The following is a 16432-nucleotide window of genomic DNA, read 5'->3' as shown; positions in this document are numbered from 1 at the left end:
GACGTATACTTGTATAGACAGGTTATATCTTTTTAAATCCCTGCTGATTTTTTTGATATTATCTATCAAACCTAGATTAAGCAGGGATTGTAAACTAAATCAATGATTCCTGTGCAAAAGTCTATTTGCTCAAACATACTTATACCTGTACTTCTCAAATATCTCAATTGCATTCTTGGCATCATTGCTAAAAAAGTCTGCACCTACATATTTTTTAACTTCTTCGTTTATTGGATAGCCGCCGATGACAATCGTTAGCTCATCTTTTAGACCCGTTTCGTGAAAGAGATCGACTGTTCTTTTAACATCTTTGAAACAGCTTGATAAAAGGGTGCAGATACCTACAAAGTCAGCCCCAACCCTATAAGCCTCTTTAACAAACTCTTCGGGTAAAACATCTACACCAATATCATAGACCTCATAACCTCTAGATTTCAACAGGAAAGATATAAGATTTTTGCCAAGATCATGAATATCTCCTTTAATAGTACCGATGACAACCCTTGGTGATTTCGTTGGAGTACTTTCTTTTTCTTCGGCAAAATATGGACTAAGTACTTTCATGATCTCCCTAAATATCTCGCCAGCCATAATAAGATCAGACAGGAAATAGATACCCTTCTCGTATCTTCTCCCTACCTGTTCAACACCTTTCATACATCTATTAAAGATATCCTGTGCGTTATTATCATTAACCTCAATCTTTACCAGGTTAATCGTCTCTTTTTCGTTAAGATCTGCAATTTTTTTGACTAAAAGATCCTCTGTAAGGTCTTTACTATCTACCATAAATTAACCTCCAAAATAGAGGGTGACAAAATTACTTATCTTCGCTTACAAGCATATACTCATCACCGCGATAGATTGATTCTTCATACCCGATTGGGTTTTCATCTTTATCATATATTAATTGTTCGATTAATATACCAGGCGAGCCTTTTTCTATTTCTAGGTGCTTTGCTTCTTCATTTAGAATAACTGCCTTTAGGACTCTGCTGTTTGTATAGGGAGTCTTTGTCTTATCGTGAAGGGTGAGTAATCTAGGAAGTGAAGAATCGATAATATCGCTCTCTAAGATCGGTGATTGCTTCGTATATGGTATGTATTTTTTTTCGAATACATAAGGCTTCTCTTCAACATAGCTCAATAGACCATATCGAAGCACCCTTTCACCAGGAGATAGGTTTAGTTTTTTAGCTATATTATCTACACTATCATCTTCAGTCTTTAAGATATCTGCCTGGATGATTTTTGTGGTTACTTCATAACCTTTCTTTCTCATTTTATCATGCAGATCTATATGTTTAAAAGTTGCATAATTAAAATCTTTTTTGCTGACAAAGGTGCCCTTGCCTTTTTCCCTTATTACTAAACCTCTCTCTGCTAGCTCTGAGATTGCCTTTCTAACTGTCATCCTACTGATATCACACAGCTCAGCGATCTTAGTCTCCGAGGGAAGCATCTCACCCGGGCCAAACTTCTCCTCTAGGATTAGGCCTTCCAAAATCTTTGCCACCTGGTAATAAACAGGGATGACAGAAGTTTTGTCAAGCTTACTAAATTCATTTTTGAGGTTTAGGTCTAACTTTTCTGTAGCCATTCTCTTAACTTCCCTTCTTTATGGACATATACTTAAACTTACTTACAACAAGTATATCATATACCTGCCAACTTGTATATACAACATCGGGTAAAAAATAGGGTAAAAATTTTAAGCCCCAGCCACATTGCTGGAGCTTAAATTCACTGACGAAATCCTCGGTGAATTTTTTGATGAACCCACTGATGAACTCTCTTCTAAAATAGCTATTTAGTTTCCTTTAGTGCCATAAGGTAGATGTCCTGATTATACTTTTCAGTCAAAGATCTCTCAAGCTCTTTGATCTGATTTAGCTCCCCATCACCAAGCTCAGCTAGAGGAAGCTGGTCAAGATGATTTCTCTTATCCATAATGGATCCCTCCAATGTAATATATTTGTTTTTTAGGTATAACAAAAAATATACTTACTAGAATATTATGGACAACTATTAACAATTTTATTTAATACTTAATCTGTTTCATAATGTCAAAGTAGTTAATTTTTCGGCGACCATACACTCCTGAATATTGGCTATTCACCCACCTATATAACCTATTCAAACGTAGTGCTTGAATGTATTTATCCTAAGTGTTAAAGTCTAGAATAAGATGAAAAAAGTAAATTAAAAATTACACTTTTTAATTTAAAAATTTTGTCATCTTTTGTTTTTTGTAATTGGTAATGCTGTCAGAATTTCTTAAGAAGGGCGTATCTAACAAATAGAGATTTAAGATACCCCCTTATTTTTTAGCTATTTGTGAAATCGCTTTCACAAACATGTTGAAATTTTTTCAGATTATTAGTAAATGGGAGAGGTATCTAAGGCTAGAAAGTAGAATTAGACTCTTGGTGAAACCGCTTTCAGAGTCTAGCCGTATGACCTTGTAGAAAATAGCTTTAGGGGGAGGAGCCAAAAAGAATGCTAGAATTAGAAGTAAGTCTGAAAAATGCTGTCGTCTCTGGAGAGATGAATACTATTGATAGGTTGGTAAATAAGCTCATAGGCATAGGAATAGATGAATGGACGATATTAACCCAGATGACCAAAGGGCTTGAAATAGCAGGGGATAAGTACAACAGGGGAGAATCTCCTATTCATGATTTTATCCTTGCGGGAGATACCATGAGGCAGGGATTAGAAGTAGTGCTCCCAAGGATTGGTTATTATGAAGGAAAGGTTAGGGGTAGGGTAGTACTAGGTGTAGTACAGGGCGATATGCACGAGCTTGGCAAGAATATAGTAAAGTATGTCCTGCAGGGTGGAGGTTACAGGGTTTATGACATCGGTGTGGATATCCCGCCTTATATGTTTGCAAAGAAGATAAAGGAAAAGAATGCAGATATAGTTGGTGCATCAGCATATACTACAACCACATCTTACAGGTTAAGAGAAGTTTCCACCGCCCTTGAAGAAGAAGGCATTAGAGATAAAGTCAAGTATCTAATTGGCGGCAGTGCAGTCTCAGAAGAGCATGTTAACTGGACCGGGGCAGATGGCTTTGCCAAAAATGCAAAGCAAGCTGTACTAGCAGCAGATAAACTGATGTCAAAAGAGCTTATTTTATAGTTTTTAGAGGAGTTTTTAGGAAGATTAATACATAGTTTTTGAGACGCTTAGATGATATTGGTATGATATAGATTATATTGGTGATATAGTAATAAAGGGTTATTTACCCTTTATTTTTTATGTGTTTTTTTAGATAATGTAGCTAAAGGATATTTATCAAAAATTAAATGTAATCAATGTACAAACACTTAGGATAGAGGTGTTACTATGCTAAAAGCACTTATATTAGAAGACGATGACAGGATTAGAGAATTTATCAAGAAGTTAGTATCTGAAGTTACATATATAGATAGTATATTTGATACCGGCAGGGGAAAAGAGGCTATCGAAATAGCAAAAAAAGAACAACCAGATATAGTAATATTAGACATTGGCCTCTCAGGAGAGGATCAAAGAAACTGTCTAAACGGTATCGAAGTGGCAAAAAACATCCATATAGAGCTAAGTGAGACTTATTTTATCTTTGTCACAGCCCATTCAGAATATGCTCTTGATTCCTTTGCGGTACATCCTTTTGACTATATTCTAAAACCTATTGACAAAGATAGGTTCAAAAGCACACTAAACAAACTTGTAAGTAAAATTATTAAAGAAAAGTTTCATAGAAAGGTAGAAAAATCAGACAAGCCGTGCATACTGATAGAAGAGAAAAAAGAGATTCTTAGAATACCTTTTGAAGATATAACCATGATAGAAAAAGAAAAGCAGGGCAGAAATACCATAATCCACACCTACACCAAAAGCTATACCACCCAGAAGCCCCTGCAGGAGCTTGAACAAGACCTAGACTCAAGGTTTGTCAGAGTGCACAGGTCCTTCATAGTAAATAAGGAAAAAATCATTAGAGTAACTGAAGGTGATACCCCAAGATCTTATATAGTAGAGCTTGCAGGCACTACAAAGACAGCCTATGTAAGCAGGTATAAGTTAGAGGAACTTAAGAGGGCGTTGAAATAGCTTTAGGTGCTATCCTAAGGCTGTATAAGAATTTGTGGTAAATTATTGATAAGTGCACAGAATTTTCAGGCCGCGTCAAAACTTGCTAGCATAGCTAGCTTCAAACATTGACGCGGACGTATCTGAAACTTCTGTGCACTTTTTATTTATACAAATTAAATCCAGCTTAGGATATGCACCTAAAGCTAGAACTTATTTTTCCTAAAAACTACAATCATATGCTATAATATAAATAAAATAGAAAAGAGGCTACTTTAATGTCAGAGCACAACAGCCAGGTAAATAACCCCCATGATACAGGATATAAATACCTTTTTAAAAGTAAAGTAGCTTTCATCCAATTATTGCAGATATAGTTTACAAGGCAAAAATAAAAGATAGAGATGTAATATTTTATGTATTATTAGAGCTTCAATCCACTGTAGATTTTCAAATGCCATACCGCCTGCTTTTGTACATGACAGAAATCTGGAGAGATATAATAAAAAATACAGACCCCCAAAAAGCAGCAAGAAAGGATTTTCGCCTGCCTGTAATAGTACCTATAGTATTATACAATGGAGAAAATAAATGGACGGTACCATTAAATTTTAAAGAATACTTAAATGGCTCTGAACTTTTCGGAGAACATGTCCTGGATTTTAAATATTCATTGGTTAATGTTCGCCAATATGATGAAAATGAACTATTAGAGCTAGAAAACCTTTTGGGAACAGTATTCTTATTAGACCAGTGCAAAAACTTTTTAGAGATAATTAAAGCCTTAAAAAAGCTCGCAAAGATTATCAGCAAATTAAACAAGGTTGAATTTAGGCTCTTTGTAACCTGGGCGAAAAATATTTTGACCCGTACCCTGTCACCTAAACAAAAGGAAAAGGTTGTTGAAATCTTAGATAAGGCTAACCCTGAGGAGGTGGAAGAAATGATCTCTAACGTTGAAAGGGTAATTAAGAAAACTCTTGCAGATGCTAAGAAAGAAGGTAAAAAAGAAGCGGAAAAAGAAAGTAAAAGAAAAATTGCTAAAAATATGCTTAAAAAAGGTTATAAAATTGAAGAGATAATTGAAATAACAAATCTTTCTAAAGAAGAGATAGAAGAACTTTAAGCAGCTTTCGACTTAAAAGCTCGTTAAAATATAAAGAGTAATTGACCTTATTAAGGGGAAAATTAGAGAGTTATAAAAAATGGTTAAATTTTAAGGGTGGCTATCAAAGTCACCCTTTATTATATTATGAGAAGTATGAGGAGAGAAGCAGTCCGCTGCTTCCTAGGAAAATGGATTGAGCAACTATATTTTAGAACTTGCTGTTAAGACAAAGATATCTATTATAAATACCATCTATACTAAAGATTACAACTATAAATAAATCCAATCCTAAAACCCTTTTTTATATATTAAAATATAATTGTAAGCGAAAAACTTCACGAACTACAGACAGATAAAGGGGTGGATGGAGATCGAAGAGAAAAGAATAATGATTATCACAGGAGTTATTGTAGGTCTACTTGGAGGAGGGCTAGTACTTCTAGGTAATCCTTTGAACATGGGCTTTTGTATAGCCTGCTTTGTAAGGGATATCGCAGGAGGAATAGGCCTTCATAGGGCAGAGGTAGTTCAGTATGTACGACCTGAGGTAATTGGATTAATACTTGGTTCATTCATTATCTCCAAAATAAGTGGAGAATTTAGACCCATGGCAGGCTCTGCCACGGCAACTAGGTTTTTGTTTGCTGTCTTTATGATGTTTGGGGCATTGATATTTTTGGGATGCCCATTAAGGATGGTACTTAGGTTAGCCGGGGGAGATCTTAATGCTGTGCCTGGGTTTTTTGGTTTTGCAGTGGGTATTATTGTAGGAACAGAGTTTCTAAAAAAAGGCTACAACCTTGGAAGAAGCTATTCTCAAAAGAATTTAGAAGGTTATAGTGCGCCTATATTCTCTCTAGTATTGTTAGCGCTGCTTTTATTAGTACCTGGGATATTGATTTTTAGTGAAGAAGGTCCTGGTTCTATGACAGCGCCTTTGATTGTTTCTCTTATCTCCGGCCTAGTAGTTGGTGCTCTTGCCCAAAGGTCAAGGTTATGCATGGCAGGTGGGATAAGAGATGTGTATCTTATTAGGGATTTCACTTTGTTTACAGGCTTTATCTTTATATTCGTTGTAGCTCTTGTCTTCAACATTGTGGTAGGTAATTTTAACTTAGGTTTCGTAGATCAGCCTGTAGCTCACACTGAACATTTATTTAACTTCCTTAGTATGGCCCTTGTTGGGATATGTGCTATTTTACTTGGAGGTTGTCCTCTAAGACAGCTTATCCTAGCAGGCTCAGGTGATGGTGATGCAAGTGTTGCCGTCTTTGGTATGCTTACAGGAGGAGCCCTTGCCCATAACTTTGGGATAGCGGCAAGCCCTGCAGGGGCGACTACTGCGGGGATAGCTGCCCTTGTTGTAGGATTTGTCTTTGTCTTTGCTACTGCATTTATGAATACAGAAGGACTTGGAGTAGGTGTAGGGAGTTCTAAATCGGCGGATATGTAGTAGATTCGTGCAGGATTAATTATGTGCTAAGCGAATTTTAGAAAGCAAAAATTCTAAAAGCACAAATTAATTCCTGCAGAATCTTTAGTTGTAAAAAGAGGTAGCACTTAGCGAATTTTAGAAATCAAAAATTCTAAATCGTGCTACATAGACCTCTACTGGAATCCTGGGTGTGAATAATGGAAAGTGCTAAGCGAATTTTAGAAATCGAAAATTCTAAAAGCACAAATTAATTCCTGCAGAATCTTTAGTCGTAAAAAAGAGGTGCATAGACCTCTTTTGGAATATTAGAGAAGTATTCAGGTAAGTCAGGTAAGATTAAAATATTTCGAGTATAGTAGTATATATGTAGTATATATAATGTAGGAATTCGAAAATTTAATTACTTTTCTAAAACAAAGGAGGAATCTTAAAATGTCAGAAAAAGAATTTAAAACCATAGATGCAAGAGGGCTGTCTTGTCCTCAGCCTGTCATATTAACCAAGAATGCCTTATCAGAAGGAAGTGGAAACTACAAAGTCCTTGTAAATAGCCCCACGGCAAAAGATAATGTAAAGAAGTTTGCCCTGCAAAAAGGATTTTACGTTGAAGTAGAAGAAGATAGTGAAGATTTTGTTGTTAATATTACACCAGAATAGCATAGCAAAATAGGTCTTTATGTGCAGACTTAATATTTAGACTTTTAGACACTAATTTTATATTTTGATCTCATGATACGAGAAGGTGATGTATATGTACTGGGTGTTTACCTTTCCCACCACTCACCTGGCATTAAAGTTTGACCAGGTGGCAAAAGAAGAGAATAGAGATGTTAAGCTTATTCCCCTTCCAAGAAAAGTAGGAGCTTCCTGCGGTTTTTGTGGGAAGGTAACTGACAAAGAAGAGATAGATAGACTTATAGAGATGTGTGACAAATACTCTATAGAGTTCGAGAACATCTATCTAATTCCAGAGGACAAAAAGAAAAAGCCAGAGGTGTATATTTAAACAACCCTCTAAACTTATAGAAGTATGGAAATATATTCCCTATTTATGCTAAAATGAAATTAGCATAAATAGGGAATTTTTATTGTTCTTGTAATTTTTTGTCGAAAATCAAAATGTGACCGAAAAATATTAAAGCCGGAGGGTACTGATGAAAGAGCGCTTAACATCTGTAATAACATCTTTAACACCAGGAGAGAAGAGTTTAATCACAATTGGAGCTTTTATGGTTTTGGTATCTGTATTTTTATTTCCCCTTTACATCACTGGAATTCTTGGACTGTTTTTTGTTGTGTATACTTCTTATAAGCTATATCTATACGGTGGAGTAGCCTCTTCTATGTGGGCTATTTTTTCTATTAGTCTTGGTTCATATCTAACCTATGGGTCTATACTTACCATGGCAGTACTGAGCTGTAGTTTAACATATATAATAGTAGGTTTTGGGATAGGTAGACCACTCTATATAATCAGAAGACAAAAAGAAAAGCTTAAAGAAGAACGGGAGTTTAGCGAAAAAATACTAAATGTCCAGGGAGCCCTTGTGATTGTGATGGATACTTCAGGTAGGATAGTTTATTTCAACAAAGCCTGTGAAGAAGTGACAGGCTTTGGCTTTGAAGATGTTAAAGATACTCCCATCTGGGAAGTTCTAATAACTGATGAGGAAAAAGAAGATGTCAAGGGAGTCTTTAATGAACTGCTTGCAAGTAACTTCCCAAACTACTACGATAATTATCTTAAAACAAAAAATAATGACAAAAAACTAATCTCCTGGCGAAACACAATTATAACTGGTGAATCTGATGAAATAAAATACGTAGTAGGCACAGGAATAGATGTAACAGAGCAAAGAAAGCTTCAGGATAAGATCAAAAAAGAGCGGGATTATCTATACAAATTATTTAATAACATGAAGGAATATGTATTTGTAATCGGAAGTGACTTCACTATAGAGTTTATGAACAGATCTTCTAGAGAAGAGTTTGGTGATCATCTTGGAGAGTATTGTTATGAATTTCTTGGCTATGAGAAGTTATGTGATGATTGTAAGACAAAAGATATCTTTGATGATAAGATAAACCACCCCGGCCCTCTTAATTATGAAAGAAAAACAAATGGTAAAACTCTAGATATGAACGTTACAAGGCTTGAAAACCTTGATGACTCAATATCAGCCCTTATGGTAGCAAATGATATCACAGAGAGAAAAAAGCTTGAAGATAAACTTAGATACCTAAGCATGCACGACAGTCTAACAGGCCTCTATAATAGAGATTATTTCGAAAAAGAGCTAAAAAGATTAGAAAAGAAAAATTCCTACCCAATAGCAATAATCTCTTGTGACCTTGATGGGTTAAAGATAGTTAATGATACCATGGGCCATGACAAAGGGGATGAACTATTGCAGATAGCAGCTAAAGTTATACAAAATGCCACTAGAGAAAAGGATATAACTGCAAGAATAGGCGGGGATGAATTCGCCATAATCCTTCCTTCTACAGACGAAAAAGAAGGCGAAGAAGTAATAAAGAAAATAAGAGAGCTATCAGAAGATTATTCTAAAAGATACTCTGAACTACCCCTTAGCATCTCCCTTGGCTTAAGCACAGCAGAAGATGGGACAAGCTCTCTTGAAGAGACCTTGAAAAAAGCAGATGAACACATGTATCGCGACAAGCTAGATAAATCAAAAAGTGCCAGGGTCCAGGTAATTGACACCCTAATGAGTGCCCTTGCAGAAAGAGACCACGTAACAGAAGGCCATGTGAAAAGACTAAGCCTACTATGTACCAAAATAGGAGAAAGAATAGGCCTAAGCTCAAGAAGGCTTGGAGATCTATCCCTTCTTGCCCAGGTGCACGATATAGGTAAGGTAGGCACACCGGATAATATACTTTTCAAAAAAGGCCCCCTCTCAGATGAGGAATGGAAGATAATGAAACAACACTCAGAAAAAGGTCACAGGATAGCCCTCTCATCTCCAGACCTATCAGGCATAGCAGACCTAATCCTAAAACACCACGAGAGGTGGGACGGCAGGGGCTATCCCCTTGGAACAAAAGGAAAAGATATCCCTGCAGAGTGTAGAATCTTAGCGATAGTAGATGCCTATGATGCCATGACAAGTGATAGACCCTATAGAAAAGCCCTATCAAAAGAAGAAGCCATTAAGGAACTAAGAAACTGTGCCGGCACCCAGTTTGACCCGGAGCTTGTAGAGATATTCTGTGAGGTTATTGAAAGTGAAGAGTACTTAATTGATGAAGGTATAGGTGATAAAAGCTGCAAAGATGATAACTCAGAAGAGATAGGTTAGATTTCCGGTTAGGGCCTTAGCCGGAAATTTTTTATAAATTTAATAAAAAATGAAACATATAACAAAACACACACGTCAAAAGATATAAAGTTTACAAAAAGAGAATAAAAATACATCTGTCGTAATAAGAATTTTTTAGAAAAAGTTTGTCTAATTAGAAGGACTTGCTAATTTCATGTAGAATACAACCCAAAGTGAAAATCCTTTTATTTTATGTACAAAAGCTACACTTTTAGCATTTCTTAAAAGAATTATTAAAAATTATTCATGAAAAGGAACATTTTCTAAATTTTATCGTCATAAATAAGTGATGACGATAAAACAGAAAAAAACATTTATTAACTTAAGGGAGGGGATTTTATCCTACAACCGAATATGTGCAGACGTAATAAAGGTTACTTATGTGACTTTTCCTCCTTACAGATTGTAAGTCACCACCTAGCCTAGTTCATAAGCTTTTTTAAACAGCCCAAAAAGCTTAATTATAAAACAAACTCTTTTGAGGGGGTGGTAAAAAGAGCAGGGGTCAAAGGCATTTTTTTAACCAGAGTTACTAAGGAAAGAGGTATCTTACACCAATTAGTTTTGGTCGACCAATTGAAGTTTATACCTTGAAAAAGGCTTTTGTTTGTGACAAACAAAAGAAAGATCTAGTAAGAATGTAATTTATTAGGTATTTTGGAAAGACAATTTGAAGGAGGGAAAAGATTACATGAAAAAAACAACGAGAAAATCACTTTCACTTTTAGTCGCACTAGCAATGGTATTTACTCTATTTAGTGGTGTGGCAGTGGCGGCTGAAGAAGGCGACTTTGAACTAGATAAGGAAACATACAGGGTAGTATATAGTGGGACTGACGAAGAAGTTGAGATGACAGTCACGGTCGATGAAGATGATGTAGCAGATAAGGTTTATGCAGGCGTATATGAGGAGGGTGCTGGCAGCTGGGAGGACACAACTGGTTCAGTAGAGGTCGATGATGGAGAAGTAACATTTGATATAGATTTTAACACAGCTGCTTTAGGAGAAGACACCCACAATTTTAAGTTTTATTTAAGTGATGATGATCTTGGTGGAGTAGATGAAGAAGATGCAGAATATGGTTACCAAGACTTCAGGCTGAGAGTTTTTGGTGAAGGTGTCCAGGATTACAGTAGCGGTCAAAGTAAGGTCGATGATTACGATGATGAAGTTGACATCGAGGAAGCCTCAGAATTTGAAGTAGACTTCCGGTATCTCGATAACACCAGGTTTGGAGATCCTGATGCAGTAGATGGAGATAATTCTGCTGATGATGTAACCTTCTATGTAGAAGTTAGCCACGATGCTGCGGAAGTTGAAGGTGCAAGTGGTAGTGATGGTAATGTTTATAAATTTGAAGATAAATATCTTGATGATAGTAACATCTATGAATTTGATGTAGTTTCTTATAAGTCAGGCGAAATTGAGGTAACTCTATGGAAAGATTATGATAGTGATGACCTCTCCGGCGAAATTGATTCCGTAACGATTGACGTTGAATCTCCCGAAGGCGTTGACAATATAGATCTAGCACTTGACCCGGACGATGAAATGAAAGCAGGCAACGAACTTGAACTGACAGCAACTGCCACCATGAACCAATATGATGCAGTGGGCGAAGACATCGTATTTGAATATCGAGAAGAAGACAGTGATGATGATTGGGACGAAATTGCTACAGTAGAAACCGATGAAGATGGTGAAGCGGAGTATGATTATGAAATCACGACAACAGGTGATTATGAATTCCGTGCTGTATGGGACGATGATGACTCTATGAGAAGTAGTGAGGAAACATTAACAGTGACTGCTGGCGATGCCGATGCAATTACAGCCCATGAAGAAGCCCAATTCCACAACGTAGAAGATGATAAATTTCACGTATACTTTGCAATCGAAGACGAGTTTGGCAACAAACTAACTAAAGAAGATGAAATGGGAGTAAGGGTAACAGACCCTGAAGGCGACACTTATGATGCTGATGACGACGAAATTACAGTTACAGAAGATGAAGAAGTAAACGGTACCGAAGAAATGTACAAAGTAACTGTAGATTACTCAGAAATTGACGAAGAAGGCGACTACGAAGTAAGAGCTAATATTGCAGGAACAACACAAAGGGCGTATACTACAGTAACAGCAGCCGAGTTTGGCGACCTAGAAGATATTGAAATTGACCTAAGCCATGAAGCAACTCAAGACCATGATGATCTTGATGAGGAATTTAAAGTAGATGTAACCCTAATTGACGACCAAGGCATGGAAAAACCATACGACCATGACGACGAAGACATTAGATTCAGCTCTAGCAGAAGTTCAATAGCAAGCGTAGGAAGATACGACGGCGAAATGAATATAAACAGCCAAGGCGAAACTACAATCACTATAACTCATAACGAAGAAGACTTAAGAGACAGTGCAGTATTCACAGTAGGCGAAGATCCAGACTATCTAGAAGCAGAATTTGAAGCAGATAGAGGAGAGCTTGAAGGTGAAGTTACTCTAACTATTAGAGACGAAGACGGATACAGAACTGTAAACCTTGATGACGATGGCGAGCACATTGACGAAGATTTCGATGTTTATCTACCAGACGAATTAGAAGTAGTAGAAGACTCCAAAGAAGATATTGAAGACGGCCAGGGAATCTTTGAAATCGAAGCAGAAGATTATGGAACTTATGAAGTAGAAGTAGTAACTGAAGAAGGTTTGACAACAGCATTTGAAGTAGAATTTAGAGAAGAAGCTGAAAGATCAGTTGGAATGACAATCGGTGAAGGTACTTTCACTATCGACGGAGAAGAGTACGAGTTTGAAGATGGTGTAAGTCCATTCATCGAAGACGATAGAACAATGCTTCCATTCCGTGCACTAGCAGAAGCACTAGACGCTGATGTAAGCTATGACCATGACGAAAGAAAGATCACTACAGAACTTGAAGATATCACAGCAGAATTCTGGTTAGGCAGAACAGGATTCACTGTAAACGACGAAGCTATGACTCTAGAAGACGACGATGGCAACGCAGTAGTACCATACCTAGACGAAGACACTGGACGTACCTACATGCCTGTACGTGCATTCAGTGAAGCATTAGGTGCAGACGTAACCTGGGACTCAGCTACTAACGAAATAACTATCGACAGATAAATCAATTACTATAAAGAACCGCCCCTTATGGGGTGGTTCTTTTATTATATATTATTAAATAGTGTTACCAAAGAAAATTAGATTTATGTATCAAGAGGGGGGAATAATAACATGAAACAAAAAGCACACTTAACCTTAATTATTATCCTGGCAGTAACACTTTTTAGCACTACAGTCTATTCCTATGCCCAAGATGACCTAGACAGAGACAAAAGCGGAGTAATCTACTACGACGAAGAACTAGACCCGGCAGAAGATGAAAGAGCCGAGATAGAATTTGTATTAAAAAATGAAGACGGAGATTATATAGGCGAAGAAAACCATGTTTACTTCTATATCGAATCAAGTAGAGACAGTGATGATATTGACCTTTACTACCACGAAGAAAGAAACTACCAAGTCGATTACCAGGGAGATAACATCTGGCGAATAGAGACAGATGACCCTGATGCCGATTTCGTTGATGGTAGATACATCTCCATATGGGTAGAAACAAATGACCCCGGCGAAGTTGAATTTTACATCGGCAAAGAAAAAGACAATGACCAGGTAGTAGACATGTTTATGGGAAGTGATTACGGCGGCAACGTTAGCATAGAAGTGGCCGAATTAGACGCAGAAAGCTATGACCTAGAGATCTCTGATGACCTGGTTGAAGCGGGGGAAATTTACGATCTTACAGCAACGGTAAGAGAATACGAGGACGGCCCCAGGCTAAGGAACATGGAAGTGACTTTTTATCAGCGAGAAGAAGGTGAATCTAGCTGGAACGAACTTGACACAGTAGAAACCGACCGGGACGGGGTGGCAGAACTTTCAGTGGAAACAGAAAAAGCCGGTGCATATGAATACACCGCTGCAGTAGGAGACGCTGAGAGAGGTTACGTAAAAAAATCAATCACAGTAGTAGCCGCATCAGACTTAGACACTATAACAGCTTTGGATGATGAAATAAACATAACAGAAGGTGAACAAAAAATATACTTTAGAATTATGGATGAATATGGTAATATAAATAAAGATTATGAACATGGCCTTGCGAATTTCGAAAACTTCTCTAGACAAACAAGAGAAGAATATGACTACACAGAAAGAATAGAAATTACAGCATATAACCCTGACGGTGAAGAAACAGAATACTCCGGCCGGGATATAGAATACTGTCCTGATAACGAAGCAATGTTTGCAGATATAGATTTTGATGAACTTGGAGAATGGGAAGTAAGAGGAGAAATATCCGGCACTGCAATGAGAGATGAAACCTATGTAAATGTAACCGAATTCGGTGAGATAGAAGACATAGAATTAGAATTAGATAACAAGGTAATGAGAAATTTCACTGCCGGTGATGACAGCTATAACTTTGAATACTATGAAGAAGACAAAGCAAAAGTATACCTAATCGATGAAGATGGAGTAAGAATCGAGTATGATACCACTGACGACGACATCTATTTTGCCTCCTCTAGCACCTCCACAGCATCAATTAACAGCAGTACCGGACAGATAACTCCAAGGTCCACCGGCGAAACCGAAATAAGAGCTCGCCACGCTGAAAAAGACTTAGAAGACTCCAAAACCCTGTATCTATCAGGAGAACCTGATGAGATAGAAATAACCAAGAAGATAGAACCCGGAGAGCTAGATGGCGAAGTTATCCTAACTATGCTTGACTCTAACGGTATCAGAGCAATACCCGGCGAATTCGAAACCTACACAGAAGATGATACCGAATACCCTGAAGAATTTGTCGAAGACGTGGAATATGAAATCCTTGATACCGATGGCCTAGAAATCCTAGACAAACAAGACTTTGAATACGGCAAAGCCTCCTTCCAGGTAGAAGCAGATGACTACGGCGAGTATACTGTTGATCTTTTTACTGACTTTGGCCTTAGTAAAACCTTTGATATAGTATTCGAAGAACTAACACCCCAAAAAGTAATAATGACCATAGATGACAAAAAAGCTATAGTTGATGGAGAGGAAGTAAGTATGGATGTATCCCCTACAATTGTAAATGATAGGACATTCTTACCTTTCAGAATCGTAGGTGAAATACTTGGTGTTGATGTAGAATGGGACGGTGACAAAAGAGCAGTAGAAGCAGAATACGAAGGAACAGAAGTAATGTTATTTATAGACGAAATAACAGCCTATATTGATGATGAACCCTACGAACTAGACGGAGAGCCATATATTGACGAAGACTCTGACAGAACCATGATACCCTTTAGATTCTTCGCAGAAGCCTTTGGTGCAGATGTAGAATGGGACGAAGACGAAGAGGAGATAACTGTAGAGATGTAGATTTAAATAACCTCCTTTTTTGCCAGCTAAGGACTTGCTGGCATGAGGATGAAGAAGAGATAACTATTAGGTATTAAGTAGCAAGAACCACTTCCCCAGGAGTGGTTCTTGCTATAGAAATTAGTAAATACAAGTTTGGCGTTTGCGAAATTATAATAAAATTTAGAGGAGCTAAAGAAGAAGCAAAGGCCAAGAGTAAATGAGAATTAGATAAAGAGTTTATGGAGGGATTATTTATGTATTTACATTTAAAAGGTAAAATTCTCTTAGTCAGTATGGTTTTAGTTCTGACCTTTTTACTACCATCAGCGTTTGCTGAAGATACCAAAGAAAACCTAGAAGTACTTTACAACAACATTACGATTTATGTTGACGGTGAAAAACAAAACACAGAACAAGAACCATTTATTCATGAGGGAAGAACCTTTGTGCCTTTACGTTTCGTTTCAGATGCTTTAGGTGAACACTTAGAATGGGATGGAACTGAACAGAATATCTATATTGGAAAGAGACCGGGTGATGAAAAAGAATATCTGGAGGGAAAAGAGTGGGAGGAATATTATGACCCCAGTGGTAGCCATCTTAGATTTACTGCAGAAAATAACATGACTTCAGAGAATATTGTTTTTTCAACGATTGATATCACCTGCATAGATGAAGAAGAACTTTACTATGGAGCAGATAGTATATTAAGTATATCAGAAAAATATCCGGAATATTTACCGGAGCCACCAAATTACGGTAATTATTTATTGATTAGGGATTTAGAAGGTCGCGATGATGGACATTACTATCTTTTAGGTTTTAATGACGGACCTGATCATGGCTATATAAGTAGTGAAGAGGACCACATTGATAAATACGGAACAAGTTGGAGTAATGGTAGTCAGTATGGTATTGAGAACGCTGAAGATTATGACTTGTTCTACATACCAAAGGGTAGTGATGCTACATTTTACCGAATACCAACAGAATAACCTGGTAGGGATGAAGCCACAGCT

13 protein-coding genes are annotated in these 16432 nt (G+C 37.2%); 10 read left to right on the top strand and 3 right to left on the bottom strand.

The genetic code is table 11. From position 1 onward, the window contains the following. Positions 1-129 precede the first annotated feature (129 nt). The 3 genes from ACONDI_RS11835 to ACONDI_RS11825 all read right to left on the bottom strand — a co-directional run bounded on the left by ACONDI_RS11835 (position 130) and on the right by ACONDI_RS11825 (position 1950). Positions 130-789 (bottom strand): cobalamin B12-binding domain-containing protein, encoded by a 660-nt coding sequence (locus tag ACONDI_RS11835; RefSeq protein WP_241078754.1) that lies wholly within the window; start codon positions 787-789, stop codon positions 130-132. Positions 790-820: 31 nt separating this feature from the next. Continuing rightward, positions 821-1600, bottom strand: a complete 780-nt coding sequence (locus ACONDI_RS11830; RefSeq protein WP_241078753.1) for a GntR family transcriptional regulator — start codon at positions 1598-1600, stop codon at positions 821-823. Positions 1601-1806: 206 nt separating this feature from the next. Next, positions 1807-1950, bottom strand: coding sequence for a hypothetical protein (locus ACONDI_RS11825; RefSeq protein ID WP_241078752.1), 144 nt, complete (start codon positions 1948-1950; stop codon positions 1807-1809). A gap of 549 nt (positions 1951-2499) precedes the next feature. Here ACONDI_RS11825 and ACONDI_RS11820 point away from each other — a divergent pair. The 10 genes from ACONDI_RS11820 to ACONDI_RS11775 all read left to right on the top strand — a co-directional run bounded on the left by ACONDI_RS11820 (position 2500) and on the right by ACONDI_RS11775 (position 16408). Then, positions 2500-3147, top strand: coding sequence for a cobalamin B12-binding domain-containing protein (locus ACONDI_RS11820; RefSeq protein ID WP_241078751.1), 648 nt, complete (start codon positions 2500-2502; stop codon positions 3145-3147). Between the two features lie 207 nt (positions 3148-3354). Beyond that, positions 3355-4104 (top strand): LytR/AlgR family response regulator transcription factor, encoded by a 750-nt coding sequence (locus ACONDI_RS11815; RefSeq protein ID WP_241078750.1) that lies wholly within the window; start codon positions 3355-3357, stop codon positions 4102-4104. A 340-nt stretch (positions 4105-4444) separates the two neighbouring features. Next, a complete protein-coding gene (locus ACONDI_RS11810) occupies positions 4445-5209 on the top strand; it encodes an Rpn family recombination-promoting nuclease/putative transposase (protein WP_338086501.1) in 765 nt (254 codons plus the stop codon). Positions 5210-5555: 346 nt separating this feature from the next. Next, a complete protein-coding gene (gene yedE / locus ACONDI_RS11805) occupies positions 5556-6644 on the top strand; it encodes a YedE family putative selenium transporter (RefSeq protein ID WP_241078749.1) in 1089 nt (362 codons plus the stop codon). 414 nt (positions 6645-7058) lie between these two features. Next, positions 7059-7283, top strand: a complete 225-nt coding sequence (locus ACONDI_RS11800; protein ID WP_241078748.1) for a sulfurtransferase TusA family protein — start codon at positions 7059-7061, stop codon at positions 7281-7283. A 94-nt stretch (positions 7284-7377) separates the two neighbouring features. Then, entirely contained in the window at positions 7378-7632 is a 255-nt protein-coding gene (locus ACONDI_RS11795; protein WP_241078747.1) for a putative Se/S carrier protein, read from the top strand. Between the two features lie 148 nt (positions 7633-7780). Further along, positions 7781-9949, top strand: coding sequence for a diguanylate cyclase domain-containing protein (locus ACONDI_RS11790; protein WP_241078746.1), 2169 nt, complete (start codon positions 7781-7783; stop codon positions 9947-9949). A gap of 712 nt (positions 9950-10661) precedes the next feature. Then, positions 10662-13121, top strand: coding sequence for a copper amine oxidase N-terminal domain-containing protein (locus ACONDI_RS11785; RefSeq protein ID WP_241078745.1), 2460 nt, complete (start codon positions 10662-10664; stop codon positions 13119-13121). 111 nt (positions 13122-13232) lie between these two features. Continuing rightward, entirely contained in the window at positions 13233-15431 is a 2199-nt protein-coding gene (locus ACONDI_RS11780) for a stalk domain-containing protein (protein WP_241078744.1), read from the top strand. Positions 15432-15706: 275 nt separating this feature from the next. Beyond that, on the top strand, positions 15707-16408 hold the full coding sequence (locus ACONDI_RS11775) for a copper amine oxidase N-terminal domain-containing protein (protein WP_241078743.1): 702 nt from the start codon (positions 15707-15709) through the stop codon (positions 16406-16408). Positions 16409-16432 lie beyond the last annotated feature (24 nt).

It is taken from the genome of Natranaerofaba carboxydovora (assembly GCF_022539405.1).
In the GTDB taxonomy this organism is placed as follows: domain Bacteria; phylum Bacillota; class Natranaerobiia; order Natranaerobiales; family Natranaerofabaceae; genus Natranaerofaba; species Natranaerofaba carboxydovora.
Note: the sequence above shows the minus strand (reverse complement) of the source record. Positions and strands in the feature narration are given on the sequence as shown.

Coding starts and splice junctions, on each gene's coding strand:
- ACONDI_RS11835 (WP_241078754.1), bottom strand. CDS start 789: ATGGTAGATAGTAAAGACCTTACAGAGGATCTTTTAGTCAAAAAAATT.
- ACONDI_RS11830 (WP_241078753.1), bottom strand. CDS start 1,600: ATGGCTACAGAAAAGTTAGACCTAAACCTCAAAAATGAATTTAGTAAG.
- ACONDI_RS11825 (WP_241078752.1), bottom strand. CDS start 1,950: ATGGATAAGAGAAATCATCTTGACCAGCTTCCTCTAGCTGAGCTTGGT.
- ACONDI_RS11820 (WP_241078751.1), top strand. CDS start 2,500: ATGCTAGAATTAGAAGTAAGTCTGAAAAATGCTGTCGTCTCTGGAGAG.
- ACONDI_RS11815 (WP_241078750.1), top strand. CDS start 3,355: ATGCTAAAAGCACTTATATTAGAAGACGATGACAGGATTAGAGAATTT.
- yedE (WP_241078749.1), top strand. CDS start 5,556: ATGGAGATCGAAGAGAAAAGAATAATGATTATCACAGGAGTTATTGTA.
- ACONDI_RS11800 (WP_241078748.1), top strand. CDS start 7,059: ATGTCAGAAAAAGAATTTAAAACCATAGATGCAAGAGGGCTGTCTTGT.
- ACONDI_RS11795 (WP_241078747.1), top strand. CDS start 7,378: ATGTACTGGGTGTTTACCTTTCCCACCACTCACCTGGCATTAAAGTTT.
- ACONDI_RS11790 (WP_241078746.1), top strand. CDS start 7,781: ATGAAAGAGCGCTTAACATCTGTAATAACATCTTTAACACCAGGAGAG.
- ACONDI_RS11785 (WP_241078745.1), top strand. CDS start 10,662: ATGAAAAAAACAACGAGAAAATCACTTTCACTTTTAGTCGCACTAGCA.
- ACONDI_RS11780 (WP_241078744.1), top strand. CDS start 13,233: ATGAAACAAAAAGCACACTTAACCTTAATTATTATCCTGGCAGTAACA.
- ACONDI_RS11775 (WP_241078743.1), top strand. CDS start 15,707: ATGGTTTTAGTTCTGACCTTTTTACTACCATCAGCGTTTGCTGAAGAT.